20 protein-coding genes are annotated in these 23390 nt (G+C 72.9%); 8 read left to right on the top strand and 12 right to left on the bottom strand.

All coding sequences use genetic code 11. The features are described 5' to 3' along the window. Positions 1–141: 141 nt before the first annotated feature. The 6 genes from CFK41_RS15345 to CFK41_RS15370 are packed head-to-tail and all read right to left on the bottom strand — an operon-like array spanning position 142 to position 6648. Positions 142–936: a hypothetical protein gene (locus CFK41_RS15345; protein WP_227873112.1), complete on the bottom strand. Its 795-nt coding sequence runs from the start codon at positions 934–936 to the stop codon at positions 142–144. Positions 937–940: 4 nt separating this feature from the next. Continuing rightward, a complete protein-coding gene (locus tag CFK41_RS15350; RefSeq protein ID WP_096801125.1) occupies positions 941–2086 on the bottom strand; it encodes a cysteine desulfurase family protein in 1146 nt (381 codons plus the stop codon). Between the two features lie 11 nt (positions 2087–2097). Further along, positions 2098–2958 carry a carboxylating nicotinate-nucleotide diphosphorylase gene (nadC, locus tag CFK41_RS15355; RefSeq protein WP_096800460.1) on the bottom strand — a complete coding sequence of 287 codons (861 nt, stop codon included), beginning with the start codon at positions 2956–2958 and terminating at the stop codon, positions 2098–2100. Then, on the bottom strand, positions 2952–4586 hold the full coding sequence (gene nadB / locus CFK41_RS15360; RefSeq protein ID WP_096800461.1) for an L-aspartate oxidase: 1635 nt from the start codon (positions 4584–4586) through the stop codon (positions 2952–2954). The genes nadC and nadB overlap by 7 nt, the downstream gene beginning before the upstream one ends. A gap of 2 nt (positions 4587–4588) precedes the next feature. Further along, positions 4589–5932, bottom strand: a complete 1344-nt coding sequence (gene nadA / locus CFK41_RS15365; protein ID WP_096800462.1) for a quinolinate synthase NadA — start codon at positions 5930–5932, stop codon at positions 4589–4591. 29 nt (positions 5933–5961) lie between these two features. Next, on the bottom strand, positions 5962–6648 hold the full coding sequence (locus CFK41_RS15370) for an NUDIX hydrolase (RefSeq protein WP_096800463.1): 687 nt from the start codon (positions 6646–6648) through the stop codon (positions 5962–5964). Between the two features lie 260 nt (positions 6649–6908). Between CFK41_RS15370 and CFK41_RS15375 the strand changes: the two genes are divergently transcribed. After that, positions 6909–8216, top strand: a complete 1308-nt coding sequence (locus tag CFK41_RS15375) for an MFS transporter (protein ID WP_096801126.1) — start codon at positions 6909–6911, stop codon at positions 8214–8216. Here CFK41_RS15375 and CFK41_RS15380 read toward each other — a convergent pair whose 3' ends face one another. The 3 genes from CFK41_RS15380 to CFK41_RS15390 form a co-directional block, all read right to left on the bottom strand. Then, entirely contained in the window at positions 8217–9425 is a 1209-nt protein-coding gene (locus CFK41_RS15380; RefSeq protein ID WP_096800464.1) for an NAD(P)/FAD-dependent oxidoreductase, read from the bottom strand. A gap of 64 nt (positions 9426–9489) precedes the next feature. After that, positions 9490–10407: a DUF817 domain-containing protein gene (locus tag CFK41_RS15385; RefSeq protein ID WP_096800465.1), complete on the bottom strand. Its 918-nt coding sequence runs from the start codon at positions 10405–10407 to the stop codon at positions 9490–9492. 142 nt (positions 10408–10549) lie between these two features. Continuing rightward, positions 10550–11719, bottom strand: a complete 1170-nt coding sequence (locus CFK41_RS15390) for a low temperature requirement protein A (RefSeq protein WP_096801127.1) — start codon at positions 11717–11719, stop codon at positions 10550–10552. Positions 11720–11857: 138 nt separating this feature from the next. On the opposite strand from CFK41_RS15390, the gene CFK41_RS15395 reads away from it, so the two are divergent. The 4 genes from CFK41_RS15395 (at position 11858) to CFK41_RS17995 (ending at position 16871) form a co-directional block, all read left to right on the top strand. Beyond that, positions 11858–13381: an L-lactate MFS transporter gene (locus CFK41_RS15395; protein WP_096800466.1), complete on the top strand. Its 1524-nt coding sequence runs from the start codon at positions 11858–11860 to the stop codon at positions 13379–13381. A gap of 85 nt (positions 13382–13466) precedes the next feature. Further along, entirely contained in the window at positions 13467–14969 is a 1503-nt protein-coding gene (locus CFK41_RS15400) for a glutamate--cysteine ligase (protein ID WP_096800467.1), read from the top strand. Between the two features lie 85 nt (positions 14970–15054). Further along, positions 15055–16044 carry a bile acid:sodium symporter family protein gene (locus tag CFK41_RS15405; protein ID WP_096800468.1) on the top strand — a complete coding sequence of 330 codons (990 nt, stop codon included), beginning with the start codon at positions 15055–15057 and terminating at the stop codon, positions 16042–16044. A gap of 167 nt (positions 16045–16211) precedes the next feature. Continuing rightward, positions 16212–16871 carry a DUF4352 domain-containing protein gene (locus CFK41_RS17995; protein ID WP_169928841.1) on the top strand — a complete coding sequence of 220 codons (660 nt, stop codon included), beginning with the start codon at positions 16212–16214 and terminating at the stop codon, positions 16869–16871. A gap of 305 nt (positions 16872–17176) precedes the next feature. Here the strand turns inward: CFK41_RS17995 and CFK41_RS15415 are convergent, their stop codons facing one another. Next, on the bottom strand, positions 17177–17665 hold the full coding sequence (locus CFK41_RS15415) for a DUF2306 domain-containing protein (RefSeq protein WP_096800469.1): 489 nt from the start codon (positions 17663–17665) through the stop codon (positions 17177–17179). 100 nt (positions 17666–17765) lie between these two features. Between CFK41_RS15415 and CFK41_RS15420 the strand changes: the two genes are divergently transcribed. After that, entirely contained in the window at positions 17766–18434 is a 669-nt protein-coding gene (locus CFK41_RS15420; protein WP_096800470.1) for a MerR family transcriptional regulator, read from the top strand. 56 nt (positions 18435–18490) lie between these two features. Here CFK41_RS15420 and CFK41_RS15425 read toward each other — a convergent pair whose 3' ends face one another. Further along, complete coding sequence (locus CFK41_RS15425; RefSeq protein WP_096800471.1) at positions 18491–19300, bottom strand: hypothetical protein; 810 nt, start codon at positions 19298–19300, stop codon at positions 18491–18493. Between the two features lie 103 nt (positions 19301–19403). Between CFK41_RS15425 and CFK41_RS15430 the strand changes: the two genes are divergently transcribed. After that, positions 19404–19967, top strand: coding sequence for a hypothetical protein (locus tag CFK41_RS15430; RefSeq protein WP_096801128.1), 564 nt, complete (start codon positions 19404–19406; stop codon positions 19965–19967). Here the strand turns inward: CFK41_RS15430 and CFK41_RS15435 are convergent. Continuing rightward, complete coding sequence (locus CFK41_RS15435) at positions 19957–20454, bottom strand: hypothetical protein (protein ID WP_096800472.1); 498 nt, start codon at positions 20452–20454, stop codon at positions 19957–19959. The two genes, CFK41_RS15430 and CFK41_RS15435, sit on opposite strands and share 11 nt — an antisense overlap. A gap of 212 nt (positions 20455–20666) precedes the next feature. Here CFK41_RS15435 and hrpB point away from each other — a divergent pair, with 212 nt between their 5' ends. Beyond that, positions 20667–23327, top strand: coding sequence for an ATP-dependent helicase HrpB (gene hrpB / locus CFK41_RS15440; RefSeq protein ID WP_096800473.1), 2661 nt, complete (start codon positions 20667–20669; stop codon positions 23325–23327). Positions 23328–23390 lie beyond the last annotated feature (63 nt).

Below are 23390 nucleotides of genomic sequence, written 5' to 3' on the forward strand. Positions count from 1 at the left end.
CCTGCTCGCCGGTCGCGCCGGTCCCCCTGATGTCGGGTTCACAGTAGGCCGCGGTCCCCGGTTCGGGCGATGGGGAGGACTACCCATGCTCTGGCCTGCACCGATGGACGATGAACGCCAGGTGGATCGCGGGTGTCCGGATCAGCCGCCGAGGACGGCGATGACGCGCCCGCGCTCGCTCCAGACCACGTGGGTCTCCAGCGGGTCGCCGGGCACCTCGACCTCGATCAGGTCCACGCGGGAGCCGACGGGGGCGGTGCGCAGATCGGCGACGGCCAGCGCGTCGGCGGGCAGGCCCGAGATGCCGGAGGCGGCGGGGTCCTGCAGCGGCACGTCGGTGGCGTCGGAGTCCTCGGACATCCCGAGGATCTCGGCGAAGAGGTGCTCGTCCATGAGCTGCTCGGCGGCCTCGTCGCGCTCGGACGCGGAGTCCTCGGCGGCCGGGCCGCGGGCGGCGAGCTCGGCGAGGGTGGCCTCGAGGGCGACGGCGAAGCGCTCGAGGTAGGAGGGGAGATCCTCGGCGGCGAGCTGCAGGGCGAGGTCCTCGCCGATGCCGTAGACGGCGCCGGGGGTGCCGTCCTCGTCCAGGGCCAGCACCACGGCCGCCTCGGGGGTCTCGTACAGCGGGTAGAAGCTGGTCGCGGCGCCGAGCAGGGTGTACGGGCCCACATCGGTGCGATCCTCGATCTGGAGGGTCAGCATCGTCAGCCCGCGCACGCGGATGCCGCCCAGCTCGTCGCCGATCTGCTCGAGGGCGGGCGGCGGGTCCGCCGCCACCTCCTCCTCGGTGACGGCGAGGCCCAGGATCGTCTCGGCGTCCTCGTCGTGGGTGTTCACCAGCGAGGCGAGACGGTCCAGGACCGGGCGGACGGAGGCCAGCGGCAGCACCTCGGCCTCGGTGGGCCAGGGCAGGGAGTTGTTCATCGGCGTGCTCACCCGCTCAGTCTGTCACGGCCCCCTGCGCGATGACCTCGACGAGCGCGGCGACCGCCGCCTCCGCCTGAGCCGGGGAGAGATCGCCGGGCAGCGTGCACCGCACGGCGCTCTGGGCGAGCTCGCGCGGGATGTCGAGAGCGGTGAGCACGTGGGAGGGCTCGTCGCTGCCGGCGGCGCAGGCCGAGCCGCTCGAGGCGATCACGCCCCGCTCGGCGAGGTCCAGCAGCACCGACTCCCCGCTGCGCCCGGGCAGGCAGAAGGAGAGGTGGCCGGGCAGGCGGGCGTCGCCGCGGCGCGGATCGGCGCCGGTCAGGAGGGCGTCGGGGCGGGCGGTGAGCACGGCCTCCAGGAGGAGGTCCCGCAGCGGGGACACGCGAGCCGCACGCTCGGTCCGTTCGGCCTCGGCGAGCTCGAGGGCGACGGCGAGCGCGACCGCGAAGGCGACGTTCTCGGTGCCCGAGCGGCGCGCGTTCTCCTGCCCGCCGCCGTGGATCACCGGCTCGAGCGGGAGGCGGCCGCGCACCATCGCCAGGCCGATCCCCTTGGGGGCGCCGACCTTGTGGCCGGAGAGGGTGAGGGCGTCGACGCCGAGGTCGCGCAGGTCGATCCAGCCGGCGGCCTGGACGGCGTCGGTGTGGATCAGCGCTCCCGCCTCGTGGGCGAGATCCGCGAGGGGACGGATGTCGGTGACCGTGCCGATCTCGTTGTTCGCCAGGGCGAGGCTGACCAGGGTGGTGTCCTCGCGGAGCACGCTTCGCAGCGCCTCGACGGTGACGCTCCCGTCGGCCGCGAGCGGGACCGGCGAGACCTCGAAGCCGTGGACTCGTTCGAGGAAGCCGATGCTCTCGAGCACGGCGTCGTGCTCGGTCGCGGCGGTGACCAGGTGCTTCCCGCGCGGGGCGGCGAGGGCGAGCCCCTTGATCGCGAGGTTCGCGGCCTCGGTGCCCCCGGCGGTGAACACGATGTCGCTGCGGCGCACGCCGAGCACCGCGGCGACGCGTCGGCGGGCGTCCGCGAGACCGGCGGCGGCCGCCTCCCCCACCGCGTGGTGGCTGGAGGGGTTGCCGAAGGTGCCGGTGAGGTACGGCCAGGCCGCCTCGAGGGCCTCGCGCCGCACCGGGGTGGTCGCGGCGGTGTCGAGATACAGCATCGGCGAGGCGCTCACCGCCCGGCGCTGACCGTCATGTCCAGCCCCAGGTCGAGGTGGCGGGCGCTGTGGGTGAGCGCTCCGGAGGAGATGACGTCCACGCCGGTCAGAGCGATGTCCCGCACGGTCTCGAGGGTGACGGTGCCGCTGGCCTCGACCACGGCCCGGCCACCCACCCGGCGCACCCCCTCGACGAGATCCGCGAGGGAGAAGTTGTCGAGCATGATCACGTCGACCCCGCCGGCGAGCACGGGCTCGATCTGGTCCGGACGGTCCACCTCGACCTCGAGCACGGTGGTGTGGCCGAGGCGGTCGCGCGCACGAAGGATCGCCTCGGTGAGGTCCAGGCCCTGCTGCTGGAGGACGGCGAGGTGGTTGTCCTTGGCCATCACCGCGTCGGAGAGCGAGAAGCGGTGGTTGACCCCGCCGCCGCAGCGCACGGCGTGGCGCTCGAGGGCGCGCAGGCCCGGGGTGGTCTTGCGGGTGTCGGTGATGCGGGCACCGGTGCCGTCCACGGCGTCGACCATGCGCCGGGTGGCGGTGGCGATCCCGGACATCCGCTGGACGAGGTTCAGGGCGATCCGCTCGGCGCGGAGCACGGCCCGGGCGGGGCCGGTGACCTCGGCCAGCACGTCCCCGGCCGCGAAGCGGTCGCCGTCGGCCGCGCAGGGGGTGAGGGTCGTGGCGGGGTCCGCGAGGCGGAAGGCCGCGGCGACCACGTCGATCCCGGCGAGCACGCCGTCCTCCCGGGCGGTGAGCTGCGCGGCGGCGATCGCGTCCGCGGGCAGGAACACCTCGCCGGTGAGGTCGCCCCAGGGGGCGTCCTCGAGCAGGGCGGCGGCGACGACGGCGTCGATCTGGGCGGTGGTCAGCATGCGGGGGCCTCCGGGGTGAGCACGAGGGAGCGGTCGGGATGGTCTGCGGCGGGGCGGGCGGTGACGGGATGGTCTGCGGCGGGGTCGTCGAGCCGGTGGTGGGCGCCGACGGAGCCGGGTCGCGCCAGGGCGTGGGCGGTGAGGAGCCGGGCGAGATCCAGGAGGCTGCGGTCCTCGAGCTCCTCGGGCGTGGTGAGGCGGTCAGGGTCCGGGCTGTGCCACTCGGCCAGGCGTGCGGCGGCCTCGGCGAGCCCGTCGCCGCTGCGCAGCGGTCCGACGAGCTCCCACATCAGCTCCTGCAGCGCGGCGCGGGTCCAGTCCCGACCGGTCGCGGCCGGCGGGCCGACGGTCGAAGCGGCCGACGGGGACGCGGTCATCGGCGCGGGCGCGATCGCGACTACGGGTACCTCGGCGGCCCCGGCCGCCGCCGCAGCACCGGTGCGCTCCCCGAGCACTGCTCCTTCGAGCAGCGAGTTCGAGGCGAGGCGGTTCGCGCCGTGCACGCCGCTGCGGGCGCACTCCCCCGCCGCGAACAGGCCGGGCAGGGTGGTGCGGCCCTCGAGGTCGGTGCGGATCCCGCCCATCCAGTAGTGGGCGGCGGGGGTGACGGGGACCGGCTCGCGGCTCCAGTCGATCCCGGCCCGACGCACGGCCGCGTCGATCGTGGGGAAGCGTGTGCGCAGGCGGTCGGCCCCGATCCCGGTGGCGTCCAGCAGCACCGGTCGGCCGTGCTGGGCGGCCATGACCTGCGCGATCGCGCGGGCGACCACGTCGCGGGGAGCGAGCTCCGCGCGAGGGTCGATCGCCGGCAGGAAGCGGTGGCCGTGCTCGTCGCGCAGCAGCGCCCCCTCTCCGCGCACGGCCTCGGAGACCAGGAAGGAGGACAGCGGTCCGGGCACGGCGAGGGCGGTGGGATGGAACTGGTAGAACTCGAGGTCCTCGAGCGCCGCCCCGGCCCGCCAGGCGGCGGCGATCCCGTCCCCGGTGGAGACTTCCGGGGTGGTGGTGTGGGCGTAGAGCTGTCCAGCGCCGCCGGTGGCGAGCACCGTGGCACCGGCCCGCACCCGGCGGCGCGTCCCGTCGCCCGCCATCAGCTCGGCGCCCACCACGACCCCGCCCTCGACCAGCAGGTCCACCAGGGCGGTGCGCTCGGTCAGGGTGATCCGGCCGTCGCCGGCGGAGGCGGCGCGGCGCACGGCGGCGACCAGGGCGGCCTCGATCGCGGCGCCGGTGGCGTCCCCGCCGGCGTGCAGGATCCGGGGCCGGTCGTGGGCGCCCTCGAGGCCCAGGGCGAGTGCGCCGGAGTCCGTGCGATCGAACTCCACGCCGCGGTCCAGGAGGCTCTCGATCGCGGCGGGACCGCCCTCGCACAGCACCTGCACGGCCTCCGGATCGCCCAGCCCGGCGCCGGCGGCGAGGGTGTCCCGGGCGTGCGCGGCGGGGCTGTCGGCGGGGTCCACGGCACCTGCGATGCCGCCCTGGGCCCGCGCGGTCGCTCCCGCGGCGAGGTCGGCCTTGGTCACCACGAGCACCCGGGCCCGCTCGGAGGCGGCGAGCGCGGCGGTGAGCCCGGCGATGCCGGACCCGACCACCAGCACGTCGGTGCGCAGCTCCTCGAGGACGGCCATGCTCAGCGCTCCGCGGTGGGTCGCACGGGGGCGGGGCGCACGGCGAGCATCCGCTCGAGGGCCACCCGCGCGGGCTCGGCGACGTCGGGACCGACGGTGATGCGGTTGCGCACCTCGCCCTCCACGAGCGACTCGAGCACCCAGGCGAGATATCCGGGATGGATGCGATACATCGTCGAGCAGGGGCACACCACCGGATCCAGGCAGAAGATCGTGTGCTGGGGATGCTCGGCGGCCAGGCGCTGGACGAGGTTGATCTCGGTGCCGATCGCGAAGGTGGTGGGCTCGGTCGCCGCCTCGATTTCCTTGCGGATGTAGTCGGTGGACCCGGCCTCGTCGGCCGCATCGACCACGGGCATCGGGCATTCGGGGTGCACGATGACGCGCACGCCGGGGTGCTCGGCGCGGGCGCGGTCGATCTGGTCGGTGGTGAAGCGCTTGTGGACCGAGCAGAAGCCGTGCCACAGGATCACCTGCGCGGCCTGCAGGGTCTCCTCGTCGTTGCCGCCGAGGGGCCGGCGCGGGTTCCACATCGGCATCTGCTCGAGCGGGACGCCCATGGCCTTGGCGGTGTTGCGGCCCAGGTGCTGATCGGGGAAGAACAGCACCCGTCGGCCGCGCTCGAAGGCCCACTCGAGCACCGCGGAGGCGTTCGAGGAGGTGCACACGATCCCGCCGTGGCGGCCCACGAAACCCTTGATCGCGGCCGAGGAGTTCATGTAGGTCACGGGGATCACGGGCGCGAGCCCCTCCCCCTCGGCGCCCACCGCGCCCTGCTCCGCGGTCTCGTCGGCGTAGAGCTCCATCAGCTGCTCCCACGCCTCCTCGACCTGGTCGATGTCGGCCATGTCCGCCATCGAGCAGCCGGCGGCGAGGTTCGGGAGGATCACGGCCTGCTCGGGGGTCGAGAGCAGATCGGCGGTCTCGGCCATGAAGTGCACGCCGCAGAAGATGATCGCCTCGGCCTCGGTGCGGGCCTTCGCGGCGGTGGCGAGCTGGAAGGAGTCGCCCACGTAGTCGGCGTACTGGATCACCTCGTCGCGCTGGTAGAAGTGCCCGAGCACCACCACGCGGTCGCCGAGCTCCGCCTTCGCGGCGCGGATCCTGCGGTCCAGCTCCTCGGCGCCCGCCTCGCGGTACTCGGCCGGGATCTCTCCCTGGCGGGGTGCGGCGGCGGGGATCGCGTCGTCCATCGAGGCACCCGGGCCGTAGCCGGGGTCCCGGGCGTCCACGTCCCACGGGGCGTCCAGCAGGGTGGTCGCGCAGCCGGCGGCGGCGCCGCCCCTGTTCTGGGCGCGCAGGGTGAGGTCGACCGAGGCCGTGGGGCGGGCGGGAGTGGTGGTCATGTCGTGCTCTCCGGTGAGGGGTGAGGGGGTCACTGACCCGTGAGGGGGCCGTTGTCGGCCAGGTGGATGGAGCGGTCGTGGCGATAGAGGCGGGCGGGGCGATGGCGGCCGCCGGTGCGATAGGCGTCGGTGGCGACGAGCTGCCCGGAGCCCTCCATCTGGCGGCGGAAGTTGGCGGGGTCGAGGGTGCGCTGCAGCACCGCCTCGTGGACCCCGCGCAGCTCGGCGAGGGTGAAGGTCTCGCCGAGGAGGGCGGCGGCGATGCGCGAGTACTCGACCTTGTTGCGCAGGCGCCACAGCGCGTACTCGACGATCAGCGAGTGGTCGAAGGCCAGCTCGGGGACCTCATCGGCCACGAACCACTGCACGTTCACGCCCGCGGCGCCGGCGTCGGCCTCCTCGGGGCGCACCAGCGCCCAGTAGACGACCGAGACGGTGCGCTCGGCGGCGTCGGGGGCGCGGTCGGGGCCGCCGAAGGCGTAGAGCTGCTCGAGGTACTGCGGGGTGAGGCGCGTGGTCTCGCGCAGCGAGCGCCCGGCCGCGGCGGCGAGCCCCTCCTCCGGCGCGAGCGGTCCGCCCGGCAGCGCCCAGCGCCCGCGATGGGGGTCGCGGATGCGACGCACGAGCGGGATCCACAGGGCCAGACGACGGGTGGTCGGGTGAGGCCGCAGGGCGAAGATGACCGTCGAGACGGCGAGGGAGATCTGAGCGCTCATCAATGACACCTCCTGTTAAAGTCGCGGCGACCTTTACTGTGACGAGGAGATTAGTTTCACGGTGACCAGAAGGGCACGCCCTTCCCGCAACCCGTGACCGGCGTCACAGGGTCGGTGACTCGAACTCCCCGGGACCCCCGCGCTGTGACCCCGCTCGCTCCGGCGCCACGCGAGGGAATCCCCGGGCACGCCGCTGCGCTGGGACGATGGCCGCCCTCGCGGTGCATCCCTCCCCCGGAGACCAGCAGGAAGCGCACACCATGAGCACCACCACCGCACCTCCGCCCCGCACCGGCGCCCCTCGGCGGGTGGCCTGGGCCTCCATGGTCGGCACCTCGCTGGAGCAGTTCGACTTCTACCTCTACGCCTACTTCTCGGCGTTCTTCGTGGGCCCGCTGTTCTTCGAGCCGCTCGGCGCCGCCGGCGCGGCCCTCGCCTCCTTCTCGACCATCGCGGTCTCCTTCGTGATCCGGCCCGTCGGCGCGCTCGTGTTCGGCCACCTCGGGGACCGCCACGGCCGACGCACCACGCTGCTGTGGACCGTGGCGCTGATGGGCGTGGCCACCGGGCTGATCGGCGTGCTGCCCACCTATGCGCAGGCGGGCTGGCTGGGCGCGATCGCCCTGGTGGTCCTGCGCCTGGTGCAGGGCATCTCGCTCGGCGGCGAATGGGGCGGATCCGTGCTGCTGGCCACCGAGCACGCGCACCCCGTGAAGAGGGCGTTCTACGCCGCGATCCCGCAGCTCGGCTCGCCGATCGGCTCGATCCTGTCGGCGGCGGTGTTCCTCGTACTCACGCTGACCCTCCCCGAACAGGCGATGGCGACCTGGGGCTGGCGGGTGCCGTTCTTCCTCGCCGTGCCGCTGCTGCTGGTCTCCCTGTACCTGCGCCGCGCCGTCGAGGAGACCCCGGTGTTCGCGTCGATGGCGCGCAGCGGCGAGCGCGACCGTCGGCCGGTGCTGACCATGCTGCGCACCCGGCCGCTCGCGCTGATCATCGCGATCGGCGCCGCGCAGCTGGGCATCGGCTCCTACGCGCTGATGAACACGTACACGATGAACTACGGCGCGACGGTGCTCGGGTTCCCGTACCTGCAGCTGCTGACCGCCGCGACCATCGGCGCCCTGCTCCAGCTGGTGACGGTGCCGGCGTTCGGGGCGCTGGCCGCCCGCATCGGCTCGGCGCCCGTGGTCGCCCTCGGTGCCTTGGGCACCGCCCTCATCGCGTTCCCGATGTACCACCTGCTGCAGTCCGCCGGGTTCGCCGCGCTGGTGGCGATGATGGTGATCGGCGGGATCCTGCCCACGATGTCCTGGGCCGCGCTCGGCGGGCTGATGAGCGACCTCTTCCCGGACCGGTTCCGGCTCTCCGCGCTGTCGATGGCGTACGCGGTGGCGGCGACCGTGAGCGGCTTCGTGCCGCTGCTGACCTCAGCCTTCGGGACGTGGACCGCCCAGGCCTGGTGGCATCCGGGCGTGGTGCTCGTGATCCTCTCGGCGGTCACGCTGGTCGCCTCGCTCGCCGCGATCCGCGAGGGTCGACGGCGCGGCGAGCCGGTCCCCGCCTGATCAGCCGGGCGGGATCTGCCCGCGCAGGTCCGCGGGCGCGAGCTCGCCCTGCTGGGAGGCGGCGATGACCTCCCGGGCGCGGTCCACCGCGTCCCAGGTGTTCCACAGCAGCACGCCCTCGACCGCGCCGTCCTCGAGGTAGTGGACGACGGCGGCTGTGTGCTCCTCGTTCCACTCCTCGCGCATCTCCAGGTGCGCGTCCAGGCGGCCCACGGCCTCGTAGCCGTCGTCGAAGAGGTCGGAGAAGAACAGCGGGGTGTGCTCGTAGGCCTCCTCGGCGCCGGCCATGTTCCGGCCCGCGGTGGCCCCCGAGGCCTGGGCATGGTCGACGTGCTCGACATGGCGCAGCCCCAGCAGCGCATCGTCGAACAGGGCGATGTCGCCGGCGGCGTAGACGTCCGGCGCGCTGGTGCGCAGATACGGGTCCACGACCACGGCGCCGCGCTCGAGGTCGAGCCCGGCGGCCCCGGCGAGGGTCGTGCTCAGCTCGGCGCCGAGGCCCAGCACGGCGGCATCGGCCCGCAGCTCCTCGCCCGTCTCGGAGCGGAGCACCAGCTCGTCGCCGGTCTCGATGCCGGCCAGGCGGAAGCCGGGGACGAGGGTGATGCCGTGCCCGGTGTACACCTGCTCCAGGTGCTCGGTGATCGAGACGGGGAACATGTGGTCGAGGATCGCTCGTCCGGAATGGGCGAGCGTCACCTGGGTGTCCGTGCGGGTGAGCGCGGCGGCGACCTCGGTGCCGATGTATCCGCCGCCCACCACCGCGATCCGGGCGCCGTCGCGGGCGAGGCCGCGCAGGTGGCGGTAGTCGCCGACGGTGCGCAGGCTCAGCACCCGATCGTCGTGGACGTCCGGGAGATGGCGGGCGGTGGAGCCGGTGGCGAGGAGCGCCGTGCCGTAGTGGACGACCTGCCCGCGGGCGGTGACCACGGTGTGGGAGCCGGGGCACAGCTCGGTGACCAGCGTGGCCGTGAACAGCACGGCACCGGTCTCCTCCGCGGTGCGCAGGTCCTGGCTGTCAGGATCGTCGCTCTCCCCGTGCCAGAGATCCTTGGACAGCGCAGGGCGGTAGACGGGGCTGTGCGGATCCGCCGAGAGGATCGCGATGCTCGCCTCGGGGGCGGCCTCGTGGAGTGCGCGGGCGGCGGCGTCCGCAGCGACTCCTCCACCGATGATCACGTGGTCGTAGCGATATCCGAGATCCGTCATCACGAGCTCCTTCACCGGGTGAATGGGCTCCCACGGTATTCCTGAGCCCTCGATGCGGCAATGATCAGCCGGGCTCCGGTGCTTCGAGCTCCGGCGCCTCGGGCCGGTGCACGAAGGTCACCAGCACCACGGAGATCATCATCAGCAGCAGCCAGGCCACGAACTTCGTCAGCGGCACCAGGTGCCACTGCGCGGACTGGTGCGGATAGATCCAGGCTCCGGCCCAGGTGCCCACGTTCTCCGCGACCCAGAGGAAGAACGCGACGCCCACGAAGGAGACCAGGATCGGCATCCGCCGACGGGGTCCGGTGCGGTGGTTGCGGAAGCTCATCGCGCAGCGCGCGTAGAGCAGCACGACGGCCCCCACCAGCAGCCAGCGGATGTCCGGCAGGTAGTGGTGGGTGAAGAAGTTCGCGTAGATCGCGGCGGCGACCAGGGCCGTCGCCCAGATCGGCGGGTACCGGGTGAAGCGCAGGTCGAACAGGCGGAACACCCTCACCATGTACGAGCCGACGGCGGCGTACATGAACCCGCTGTAGAGGGGCACCCCACCGATCCGGAGCAGGCCGTCGACCTCGTAGGTCCACGAGCCCATGTGGGTCTTGAAGACCTCCATCACGGTGCCGACGACGTGGAACAGCAGGATCACCCACAGCTCCCGGCCGCCCTCGAGGCGGAGCACCAGCATCAGCACCTGCACCGCGACGGCGGCGAGCACCAGCGCGTCGCTGCGCACCAGCAGGGCGTCGTCGGGATAGATCAGGCGCGAGAGCACCAGGAGCACGAGCATCGCGGCACCGAAGATGCAGGCCCAGGCCTGCTTGGCCGTGAACACGGCGAACTCCAGGAGCCCGCGGCGCCACGGCCCGGCCTCGTCGGCGAGCGCCGCCATCCGGCGGTGCGCCCAGGCATCGAGCCGCTCCTCGAGCGGGGTGAAGGCGCGGTCCGGGAGGCTGCCGTTCTGCGCGCCGTCATCAGTCATGGCCTGGACACTATGCACGTCAGAGCGGGTTCCGGCGCAGAGATCGAGCTGGAACTGGAGAGGAGTTGTGCGCGATCTGGGAGCGTCCAGCACGGATCGCTCCGCACGGACCGCTCCGCCGGCCTCGGCGACCGCACGGAGCTCAGCCCTCGGCGAGGACCTCCTCCGCGGGGCGCGGACGGCGCAGCACGAGCAGCACCACCACCGCGATCAGGACCACAGCGGTGATCGCGAAGGGCACCGGGATCAGCGGATCGACGAGCACGAGCAGGGCACCCAGCGGCACACCCGTGTTCACCCAGCGATCGCCGTGCCGGCGCAGCGCGAGCGCCCAGATGCCCAGCACGAAGACCGCGATCGGGATCGTGTAGGCGAAGGAGACCAGCGTGGGATCCAGCTCGCTGTCGCCCAGCAGGACGTCGACCTCCGCCGAGATGCCGGCGGAGAACGCCCCGGCGGCGGCGAAGATCAGGTAGTGGCCATAGCCGTAGGTCAGGCTGCTGCGCAGGGAGCGGATCGCGGTGTGGTGCGGGGGCCAGAAGTAGATCCACCACAGGGCGGCGGTGACGATCAGGGCCAGCAGGGCCAGAGCGATCAGGGGGCGCAGGTCCTCGGCGTGACCGAACGCGGCGATGATCGCGTTCGCCGAGGCCAGCAGGCTCTCGCCGAGCACGATGAGGGTGAAGCTGCCATAGCGCTCGGTGATGTGGTGAGGATGCCACGGCGTGCGCACGTCCCGCTCGGCGATCACCGGGACCGAGAGCTCGGCGAGCACGAGGACCACCATCACCACCACCCACAGGTCCCGCGGCACCGGGAGGGCCAGCAGCCAGGCCACCTGCACCACGCCGATGCCCACGGCATAGGTCAGCGCGGTGCGCCGCATCCCCTCGGCGAAGGACGCCCGCACCCACTGCGCCACCATGGCCAGCCGCATCACCACGTACGCGATGATCACCAGGCGGAAGTCGGCGTCCTCGAAGGCCGGACCGATGCCCGCCGCGAGCACCAGCACCCCGGCCATCTGCACGAAGGTCAGCACCCGGTAGAGCCAGTCATCGGAGTCGAACGAGGTGGCGAACCAGGTGAAGTTCATCCACGCCCACCAGATCGCGAAGAAGATCATCAGGTAGCTGCCGATGCCCGCCGCGACGTGGCCCTCGCTCAGCGCATGATGCAGCTGGACGCCCGCCGTCGAGACCGCGACGACGAACACGAGGTCGAAGAAGAGCTCGAGCGTGGAGGCGGCACGGCCCGACTCCTCGGGGTCGCGAGCGCGCAGAGGCAGGAGGCGGTCAGGGGCCGTGGTCATGCGCATACGGTAGACGCCTGTCCGGATCGGCGGACGACACAGCCCTGGGGAGCTGGGGCGGGGACGCCGTCGCCCCCTATCCTCACCCGAGGGGCCTCGACGCCGACGCCCACGCGCCCTTCTCTCCCCGGAGGCTCCATGTCTGTCCTCGACCGCACCGCGATCATCGCCCCGGTGTCCTTCAACCGCTGGCTGATCCCCGCCGCGGCCCTGGCCATCCACCTGTGCATCGGCCAGGTCTATGCGTTCAGCGTCTTCAAGATCCCCTTCCAGAGCCACTTCGGCGTCGGCGAGGTCGCCGTGGGCTGGATCTTCTCCCTCGCCATCGCGATGCTCGGCATCTCCTCCGCGATCGCCGGCACCTGGGTCGAGCGGGTGGGCCCGCGGATGGCGATGGTCGCCGCCGGCGGGTTCTGGGTGCTCGGCTTCCTCATCTCCTCGATCGGCATCGCGACCGGTCAGCTGTGGCTGGTCTACCTCGGCTACGGGGTGATCGGCGGGATCGGCCTGGGCATCGGCTACATCGCCCCGGTCTCCACCCTCATGAAGTGGTTCCCGGACCGTCCCGGGCTCGCCACGGGCCTGGCCATCATGGGCTTCGGTGGCGGCGCGCTCATCGCGAGCCCCGCCTCGAACAAGCTGATGGCCCTGTTCGGCGGCGGCCCGGAGCCGGAGAACCTGGTCGCGGGCCTCACCCCCACCTTCCTCACGCTCGCCGTCTGCTACCTCCTGGCGATCGCGCTGGGCGCCTACGTGATCCGCCTGCCCCATCCCGACTGGGCGCCGAAGGGGTACGACCCCGCGGCCCAGCCTGTCAAGGCCACGCAGACCACCGGCTCCGTCTCGGCGAAGCAGGCGATCCGCACCCCGCAGTTCTGGCTGCTGTGGGTCGTGCTGTTCACGAACGTGACCGCCGGCATCGGCATCCTCGAGAACGCCGCGCCGATGGTCTCGGACGGTTTCGGCATCGCCGCCGCCGCGGCCGCGGGCTTCGTGGGGCTGCTGTCGCTGGCGAACATGGCCGGGCGCTTCGTCTGGTCCACCACCTCGGACTACCTGGGCCGCAAGGTCAACTACGCGCTGTACCTGAGCGTCGGCGCAATCCTCTACGTGGTGCTCGCGACCGTGGGCTCGGCCTCGCTCGCCCTGTTCGTGCTCTCCGCGCTCGTGATCATCTCGTTCTACGGCGGGGGCTTCGCGACGGTCCCGGCGTACCTCAAGGACCTCTTCGGCGTGTATCAGGTGGGCGCGATCCACGGCCGCCTGCTCACCGCCTGGTCGGCCGCCGGCATCGCCGGGCCGCTGCTGGTCAACAGCATCGTCGAGTCGCAGACCGCCGCCGGCCACTCCGGCATGGACCTGTACAAGCTCTCGATGTGGCTGATGGCGGGCATCCTCGTGATCGGCTTCGTCGCCAACCTGCTGATCCGCAAGGTCAGCGCCTCCCACTTCGAGGACGAGTCCGTGGTCGCGCAGAAGAAGGAGGCCGACCGCGCCGGCGCCCACGAGGCGATCGACGGCAACGGAGGCGCCGAGGCCCATGCCCAGGCCGGTGCGAGCCACCGCATCGTGGCGATCACCCTCGCCGTGATCGTCGTCGCGGCGCTCGCCTACGGCCTGATCGAGACCGCCATCCGGGCCGTGGCCCTGTTCACCGCCTGACCCGTCCGACCCTCCCTCCTGGTTCTCCACCGGCCCCGCCGCGTGCTTTGATGAGCACGCCCCACCCCACCACCCGGAGGTCACCATGGGACGCGAGATCGGCACGACCGAATACACCCGTTCCCAACGCACCCGGTACCGCCGGGAGCTGCGTCGCAACCTCGACCTGTTCGAGACGTTCCTGGACACCGCGGAGTTCGTGGACGAGGGAACGGTGGGCGTCGAGCTCGAGATGAACCTCGCCCGGACCGACACCATGGCGCCGGCGCTGATCGCCGACCTGCTGCTGGAGGATCTGGACGACGAGGACTTCGTCCACGAGATCGGCCGCTACAACCTCGAGGCGAACCTCCCGGTCACCCGCCCGCAGGGGGACGGGATCCGGGCGCTCGAGCGCGAGCTGACGGAGAAGATCGCCCGGGCCGATGACGCCGCACGAGCTCGGGACGCACGGGTGGTCCCCATCGGCCACCTGCCCACCATCACCCAGGAGCTCTTCGAGGGCGACGAGTGGCGGGCGCCCGGCGCCCGGTTCGAGGCGCTCGAGCGGACCGTCCTGGAGGCGCGGGGCGAGGAGATCTACCTGAGCATCGAGGGCGAGGGGAAGAGCAAGGGCCTCCAGGCGACCTTCGACTCGATCGCACCGGAGTCCGCGTGCACCTCGATGCAGCTGCATCTGCAGGTCCCGCCCGAGCAGTTCGCGGCCGCCTGGAACGCGGCCCAGGCGATCGCGGGACCCCAGGTCGCGCTCGCCGCGAACTCGCCCTTCCTGCTGGGCACCCGGCTCTGGCACGAGACGCGCATCCCCACCTTCGTGCAGGCCCTGGACACCCGGCCGCCCGAGTACCAGGCCCAGGGGGTGCGCCCCCGGGTGTGGTTCGGCGAACGCTGGATCACCTCGATGTTCGACCTCTTCGAGGAGAACGTGCGCCTGTTCCCGGCGCTGATCCCGGAGTCGCGGGAGATGGCCGAGGAGCCGTTGCTCACCGAGGGCTCGGCCCCGCGGCTGCACGAGCTGATGCTGCACAACGGGACCGTGTGGCGCTGGAACCGGCCGATCTACGATCCCGGCACGGACGTCCCCCACCTGCGTCTCGAGAACCGTCTGCTCCCCGCAGGGCCGACGCCCGCCGACATGGCCGCCAACGCCGCCTTCTTCTACGGGATCCTCCACTCGCTGGTGCACGAGCGGCGCCCGCTGTGGTCGCGGATGAGCTTCGAGCAGGCCGCGGAGGCGTTCCAGCAGTGCGCCCGCTGGGGGCTGGAGGCGCGCGTGCGCTGGCCCAAGGTGGGCCGCGTGCGGGTGGCGGACCTGCTGCAGGAGCAGCTGATCCCGCAGGCCATGGAGGGGTTGCGCAGCCTCGGGGCCGATCCGGACGTCGCCGAGCACTACGGCGAGATCCTCTCGGAGCGCGCCCGCACCGGCCGCAACGGCGCCCGCTGGCAGATCGACACCGTCACCTCGCTCGAGCTGCGCGGCGCGAGCCGTCCCGAGGCGCTCGCGGAGATGACCCGGCTCTATCGCGCCGCGGTGGACACCGGTGAGCCGGTCCACGCCTGGACGGTGCCGGCCCGGCAGCGGGGCTGAGCCTCGGGACCACCCGGAGCACCACCGACGCCCACAACGTGTCCACATCTCGGACCTCTGTCTCACGGAGCAGTACAGTGCTTCCATGAGCACCCCCACCCCGACCCCCTCGGCAGCGAGCTCCGCCCGCGCCTCGGAGGACCGTTCCGCGCGCATCGCGGTGACGATCTTCCCCGCCCTGATCCTCCTCGCCGCAGCTATCGGCTTCTTCCTCCCGGACGTCGGCCAGTCCCTCGCGCCCTTCACCAGCATCTATCTGGGCGTGATCATGTTCGCGATGGGTCTGACGCTCACGATCCCGGACTTCTCCCTGGTGGCGCGGCGCCCGCTGCCGGTGCTGATCGGCGTGGTGGCCCAGTACGTGATCATGCCGCTCGTGGGCCTCGGGGTGACCATCCTCCTCCAGCTCCCGCCCGAGCTCGCCGTCGGCGTGATCCTCGTCGGCTGCGCCCCCGGCGGCACCAGCTCGAACGTGATCACCTACCTGGCCAAGGCGGACACCGCCCTGTCGGTGACGATGACCTCGATCTCCACCCTGCTCGCTCCGCTGCTCACGCCGCTGCTGACCCTGTGGCTGGCCGGCTCCTACCTGCCCGTGGACGCAGGCTCCATGGCGATGTCGATCGTGCAGATGGTGCTGATCCCCGTCGTCGGCGGCCTCGTGGTGCGCCTGCTGCTGGGCGGGCTCGTGGCCCGGATCCTGCCGGCCCTGCCGTGGATCAGCGTCGCCGGCATCTCCCTCGTGGTCATCGCCGTGGTCAGCGGCTCGACCGAGGCGATCATGTCGGCCGGTGCGCTGGTGCTGGTCGCCGTGGTGCTGCACAACGGCCTCGGCTACCTGCTGGGCTACTGGGCCGCACGTCTGCTCCGCCAGGGCGAGCGCGCCGCCCGCACCACCTCCATCGAGGTGGGCATGCAGAACTCGGGCCTGGCCGCGACCCTCGCCGCGAGCGCCTTCTCCCCCGCCGCCGCCCTGCCCGCCGCGATCTTCTCGATCTGGCACAACCTCTCCGGCGCGATGCTGGCGATGTACTACCGCCGCACCGCGGACAAGCATCAGGTCGACCCCACCTGATCCCACCTCCCACCGTCTGACGGGCCGACGCACCGCACCTGCGGGCGTCGGTCCGTCGTGCGTCGGCACGTCGGGCATCCGCCGTTCGCACGGGGAGTCCTCCCCATCGCGAGGCGAACACGTGTCAGATATCCTGATCGCCACCCCTCCCCTGCTTGGAAGAGACCATGAGCAACCCCTACGGACTGCCCCCCGCCGCCCCGCGACCGCCCGAGGTCCCCGCGAAGAGCCGCACCGGGCTGTACATCGGCCTCGCCTGCGGGTGCCTCCTGCTCATCGTCGTGCTGATCGCCGTGATCGGCGGAGGCTTGTGGTTCTTCTCCACCAGCGGCGATCCGGAGAAGCCGACCGAGAGCCGGTCCGCCACCGAGGAGCCGACCGACGAGCCGACCGACGAGCCGACGGACGAGCCGACGGACGATCCCATCGAGGAGCCGACCGAGGACCCCTCGGACGATCCGACCGAAGCGGGCAGCTCCCTCACCATCTCCGCCTCCTCTCCGGAGGAGGGCACCACGCTCGACACGAAGAAGGAGACCGTCGAGACCGAGAACGGCAAGTTCGTGGGCGTGGCCGTGAACATCACGAACGACAGCGACCAGCAGATCGGCCTGAGCGGGGACAACTTCACCCTGGTCGGATCCGACGGCACCGCATACACGATCTTCTACGGCAGCTTCTCCACCGCCGGACCGCAGATCGAACCCGGCGAGGAGGCCACCGCCCTGCTGTACGTGGACGTCCCGGAGGACACGGAGATCAGCTCCGTCACCTACACCGACCCGGTGGGCACGGGCGGCGAGAAGATCACCATCCCGGCGGGTTGATCGACCACCCGATATGATTCACTGAAAGTCCTGGTCAGCACCGTTTCCCGCGCTGGTGGGGCGGGACGTCCAGGGAAAGACCAGCCTCGCCACAGCCCCCTTTCCAGGAGAGGTCGTCTACTGGTCGCAACGCGTCACCGGAGGGCCCGCCGACTGAGGAGGAAGCGGGCACCGCAGTACCGGGGACGCGGGGGAAAGGGATGGCCCCGGCCCGTGGGGACGGGCCGGGGCACTTTTCTGTCGGGGGCACTTTTCTTTCCGGGGCACTTTTGTTTCCGGGGCCATGCGGCACCGAACCACGACCCTCAGGCGGCGGCCCGGCCCGATTCCCGCCGCGTCTGCCGTGCGGCGGCGTTCACCGCGCCGAGATGCACCACCGCCACGACGGCGGCGACCGCGAGAACCGTGGTCAGCACGATGAGCGGTTCGCTGCGCAGCAGCTGAGGGATCAGACGTGCGGGCACCAGGGCGGCGAAGGCGAAGGCCGCCAGGGTGCCGAGGTAGGACCCGACCATGAAGCCTCGATGGATCGCGACGTTGCCCGCCCGGATCCCGACGATCGCGGCGACCATGCACACCAGCGTCCAGATCGACAGCCCGTGCAACCAGGAGAAGCCGTCCGGGACGATCCAGAAGCTCGAGATGCACACCGTGAGCATCGCGCCCACCCAGCTCGCCCCGAGCAGCCGGTGCGCGAGGTCTCGGCGCCGGCGCAGGATCTGCAGGGGCCCGAGCAGCAGGACGTAGATCGCCGCGAGAGCATGCAGCGTGATCACTGGCGTGAGGGCATCCATGCAGTGCACGATAGTCCTGCTATCCATGACCCGCCATCAAGATAGTCGCAGGTCGGCGCGCTATCCAAGGGCGTAATGGGACGCCAGGGAGGAGCCCCTCATGCAGCTGTCCGAACTCGCCCGTGCCAGCGGGGTCTCTCCCGCGTCGATCAAGTTCTACCGACGAGAAGGACTGCTTCCCGCCGGGGACCGTGTGACTGCCACCCGCCAGGAGTACGGAGCGGCCCATCTCGAGCGCCTCGCGCTGATCCAGGTGCTGCGGGAGGTCGCCGAGGCCCCGATCGCCCGCATCGCTCGCCTCACCGCCGTTCTCGACGACCCGGAGCGACCTCTGATCGATGCCCTCGCGGAGGCGCAGCTGATTTCGCTGGGCCTGTCCGAGCAGGGCGCGGGGGACGCCCCGGATCACGAGGAGCACCCGTCGATCCTCCCCCTGCTGGCACGGCTGGGCTGGCCCGATGCGGAGTCCGCGCCGCGGCGCGCCCTGGACGACCTCCTGCGAACGCTCGACGGCTGGGAGATCCCGACGGACATCGAGGTGCTGCACCGCTATGCCGCTCCGATGGCCGAGATCGCCCGCGCCGACGTCTCCTCGCTGCAGGGCTACGGCGGGGAGGGTGAGGAGCCCGAGGTCAGCGACGATGTGCAGGTGATGCGAGCGGTGGCTGGAGCGATGGCTTTCGACCGGTTGGTCCGGCTGCTGCGGGCGCTGGGCCACGCCTCGTTCAGCATCCTGGAGACGGAGCAGGCTCCTCCCGGACCCGACTGAGGTCCGGTCGGCGCAGGTCAGCGCCTCAGGTCAGCGCCGCAGGTCAGCACCGCAGGTCAGCGCCGCAGATCGATCCCGAACACGCGCCGGATCTGCGCCACCGCGTGACGGGTGAAGCGGCGGTCCGAGGGGGTCGAGGCGAACGGGAGCACGAGACCCGGATGGTCGGGATGGGTGACCCGTCCGTGGGTGGCGCCGGGAGTCACCACGAACCCCTCCCCCTCCATGCGGCGCAGCAGCTCCCGTCGGGATGTCGGATGCCGGGTCCCCTGACCCCCGCGAGCGCTCGGCCCGGCGGCCTCCTCGGCGATGTCCAGCGCCGGCTCGTACTCCTCCGGTCGCACCGACAGCGCGTAACGGGTGGAGAACAGGCCGATCACGGCGTTGTCCGCGCGGCGCACCTGCGCCACCAGCTCACCGCGGAGGAAGTGGTCGCTCGCGCCGGAGTCCGCGGTCCAGGCGTCCTCCGGGTCGGCGATGGTCTGCACGATCTGCTCGGCGCGCAGACCGCTCACGCCCACGGTGCGGATGTCCTCGTCCACGATCCGCAGCGGGCGCGGCAGCGGGCGCGGGTCCTCGGGCCGCAGGGAGTGCACGGCACCGGGCGGCGGCGCGGGCACGGGACGCGGCAGCTCGACGGTGCGGGCGCGCTGCCGTGCGGTCGGGGCCGACGTCGAGGCGGTCTCCAGAACAGTGCCGGAGCCCGGCGACGCCGCCTCGCCCGACGGTTCCACGGCGGGCGGGCGACCGCTCGCGCTCCAGTCCACGGGCCGCACGCGCTGGGCGGGGTCGGTGCTGCGCCGCAGCGCCCTCGGAGTGGGTCGCGGCGCGCCCGAGCCGGGTCCGTCGTCGCTGTCCTGCGTCATCTCCACGCCTCCCCGTCGGTCCGATCGCTCCCTGAGATGGTGACATGCCCCGTCGGTCCACTAGCGTGTCGCCCGTCGACGATCACTTCAGATGAGGTTCCGCGTGTCCACTCGCACCACCCCCCTCCGCCCCACCGCCGCCCGTCTCCTCGGGGCGGTGTTCGCCCTGACCCTGCTCGCCGGCTGCAGCGACGGGTCGTCGGAGCCCGAGGAGTCGGCCGCCGGGACGTCCGCCTCGGATGCCGGCGGCGAGAAGGGCGGGACCTCCGACGACGGTGGCGCGGCGGACGGCGACACGACGGCCGGCGGTGCGTCCGACGGCGGCGGCAGGACCGCCGCCGCGGTGCCGCAGGACCCCTACGCCGTCACCCCCGCACCCGACGGCTTCACCGCTCCGGACCCGTGCACCGGCGAGGGCGCCTACTACGTGAAGGTCGACGGGACGGCCACGCCCGAGCTCCCGGAGCGGGCCGGGGAGACGCTGACCATCTCGGCGGACGGGATCTCGGGCGATGACGCCCAGCTGACCGCCACCCTCGGCGACGGCTCATCCCGTCCGATCGAGGACATGACCCTCGGCGAGACCGCCTCCATCGACCTGTGGACGATCTCGGTCACGAGCGTCTGCGCGGACACGAACCTGATCGAGTTCGACCTCATCGACTGAGGTCCCCCGCGCCGTCCCGCTCGACCGGGCCTCGCTCGCGCACTCCGCGCTCGCCCGTCCCCCGAGATCCCGAGGGGTGCAGGTCCCGGTGCTCACGCCGGCGGCGCAGCACCCAGAAGCCCGAGGTCACGAGGGCGAGGGTTCCCGCGGTCAGACCCGCCACGTCGGTTCCCGCGCGGACCCGCTCCTCGACGCCGGTGCAGGGCCGCTCCCCGGTCCCCTCGATGTCGCAGGGACCCGCGCGCGCAGAGTCGTCCGGGACCGGAGAGGTCGCGTCGTCGAGCTCCCCCAGCACCGACGACCTCCCGGGGAGCGGATGCGGGTCGGCCTCTGCGGAGAGCGCCGCGGTGAGGGACACCGGGCTGATCGCCACGAGCGGCGTCATCGGCAGCGCCTGCCAGGTGATGCCCAGCGCCAGGGCCCCGGCGAGCGCGACCGGCCTCAGCAGCGCGGCGCCCCTCTGCATCACGGCACCCTTCTGCAGCACGGCACCTCCGGGCAGAGGGCGCGGCGCAGTCGGTGACTGATTGCGGCAGCGACGCACGGAACCTCCTTGATCGGTGCGGGTGTCCCGGCATCCCATCAGCGCGCGATGAACGACGACGAAGGCCCGTGTGGCCGCGAGGTGGCCCCGGAGCGTCGACCTGGCGGGGCCGGTCCAGGGCGCACAGCGGGCCGCGGGCGCGGCATGATGGAGGGATGCCCGTCCCGCCCTCCGCAGCCCCCGCCGCCTCCGAGGCCGCGCCGCATCGCTTCGACCTCGGGGTGATCGGTGCCGGGCTGCCCGTCGCCGCCGCGCAGGACGCTCTGGAGACGGCCGCGCGGAGCGGGGCGCTGGTGGTCACCGCACCGCCCGGCACCGGCAAGACCACGCTGGTGCCGCCTCTGGTGGCGAACCTCGCCGACGGCCTGACCCTCGTGACCCAGCCGCGCCGGGTGGCGGTCCGTGCGGCCGCGCGCCGCCTCGCCCACCTGGACGGCTCGTCCCTCGGCGGCCCGGTGGGCTTCACGGTGCGCGGCCAGCGCGAGGTGGGCGCCGGGACCCGGCTCGAGATGCTCACGCCGGGCGTGCTTCTGCGCCGGCTGCTCGCGGATCCGGAGCTGCCGGGCGTCGCCGCGGTGGTGCTCGATGAGGTCCACGAGCGGTCCCTGGAGACGGACCTGCTGCTGGGGATGCTCGCCGAGGCCCGGCAGCTGCGGGAGGACCTGCTGGTCGGAGCGATGTCCGCGACGCTCGACGCGGCCGCGGTGGCCACGGTGCTGGACGGCGCCGCGATCGTGGAGGTCCCCAGCGCCCTGCACCCGCTGAGCATCGACCACTCGCCCTCGCCCGTGCCGCGACTCGATGTCCGCGGCGTGACGCGCGAGTACCTCGATCACCTCGCCCGCACCGCGGCGAGGGCGCAGCGCGAGCAGGGCAGCGATGCGCTCGTCTTCGTGCCCGGTGCCCGCGAGGTCGACGAGGTGGTCGCCCGCGTGCAGGGGCTGGTCGGCGGAGACGTCGAGGTGCTGCCCCTCCACGGCCGACTGCCTGCGGTCCAGCAGGACCGTGCCACCGGCGGCCGCCGTCCCGGGGAGGTGCCGAGGATCGTGGTCTCCACCGCCCTCGCGGAGAGCTCCCTCACCGTGCCCGGCGTGCACCTGGTCGTCGATGCCGGGCTCTCCCGCGAGGTGCGCCGGGACCGGGGGCGGGACATGTCGGGCCTGGTCACGGTCAGCGCCTCGCGGGCGGCGATCGAGCAGAGGGCCGGCCGAGCGGCGCGTCAGGGCCCCGGCCGCGCGGTGCGGGTGTTCTCCGAGACGGAGCTGGCGGGGATGCCCGCGCAGTCGCCGCCCGAGATCTCCTCCGCGGACCTCACCGACGCCGCTCTGTGGCTGGCCTGTTGGGGCACGCCGCGCGGCGACGGCCTGCCGCTGCTGACCTCCCCGCCGCCTGCCGAGATCTGCGCGGCGGAGCAGACGCTGCAGGCCCTCGGCCTGGTCGACGAGGAGGGACGGCCCACCGCCTCGGGCACGCGCGTGGCCCGTCTGCCCGTCGGGGTGCGCGAGGCCCGCGCCCTGCTCGACGGCGCCCGGCAGCTGCCCGGCCGCGATGGCGCCCGGACGGCCGCCGAGGTCGTCGCCGCGGTCTCCGACGACCACCGCCCGGCGGGTGCGGATCTCCCCCGCCTGCTCGCCGATCTCCGTGCGGGCCGCGCCCCGGGCGCGGAGCGCTGGCGGCGCGAGCGGGACCGCCTGACCCGGATCGCCCGTGACGCCCCCATAGATCGATCAGGCACCCGATCCGGTGCTGCTCGATCCGCCGCCGCCCGGTCCTCCATCGACCGGTCCCCCATCGACCGGTCCCCGGAATCGTCGGATCCCGCGCACCAGGCCGGCACCGTGCTCGCCCTCGCCCGGCCCGAGCGCATCGCGCGCCGCACCGCCACAGGGTCCCGCTCGTATCTGCTCGCCTCCGGCACCCGCGCCGCCCTGCCGGAGGGCAGCGCACTCGCCACCTCGCCATGGCTGGTGGTGTGGGAGGTCCAGCGTGCCGAGGGTCGTGCGGCCGACGGCACCGGTGCGGTGATCCGCGCCGCCGCCCCGCTGACCGAGACAGACGCCCTGCACCTCGGCGCCGGGCTGCTGGTCCAGGAGCGCACCGCCGTTCTGGACGGCACCGCGGTGCGGGCGAGGGAGCGTCGGGCGCTCGGCGCGATCGAGCTGTCCTCGACCCCGGTGGCCGCAACCCCGGCGGACACCGTCCCGGCGGTCCTCTCGGCGGTGCGGACCCGCGGGCTCTCGGCGCTGCCCGCGGATCCCGCGGCCCTCGCCCTGCGCTCCCGGCTGGCCCTGATCCGTCGTGAGCTCGGCGACCCCTGGCCCGCCATGGACGAGGAGTCGCTGCTGGCGGAGCTCGAGACCTGGTTGGCTCCGCAGGTGTTGGGCCGGAGCCCTCGCCTCTCCGCGATCGACCAGGTGGGCGGGCTGCGGCATCTGCTGCCCTGGCCGGAGGCGTCGGAGCTCGCATCCCTGGCCCCGGAACGGCTCGCCGTCCCCTCGGGCGGCACCGCCCGCATCGACTACCCGGCGCCGGATGCGGAGGACGGCCGACCGGTGGTCTCGGTGAAGCTCCAGGAGGTGTTCGGCCTCGCCGAGACCCCGCGCCTGGTGCGGGACCGGGTGCCGGTGCTGTTCCATCTGCTCTCGCCGGCCCGTCGGCCGCTCGCGGTCACCGACGATCTGCGCTCCTTCTGGAACGGCCCCTACCAGGACGTGCGCAAGGAGATGCGCGGCCGCTACCCCCGCCATCCCTGGCCGGAGGATCCGTGGTCCGCCCCGGCCACCGCCCGCACGACCCGCGGCGCCCGACGGTCCTGAAGCCCCGGCGACGTCGGGCCGGCACCGGGGTCGATCTCCCGGCTTCGCCCAGGCGGCCCTGGC

Origin of the sequence: Brachybacterium ginsengisoli (assembly GCF_002407065.1) — a bacterium.
GTDB classification, from domain to species: Bacteria; Actinomycetota; Actinomycetes; order Actinomycetales; family Dermabacteraceae; genus Brachybacterium; species Brachybacterium ginsengisoli.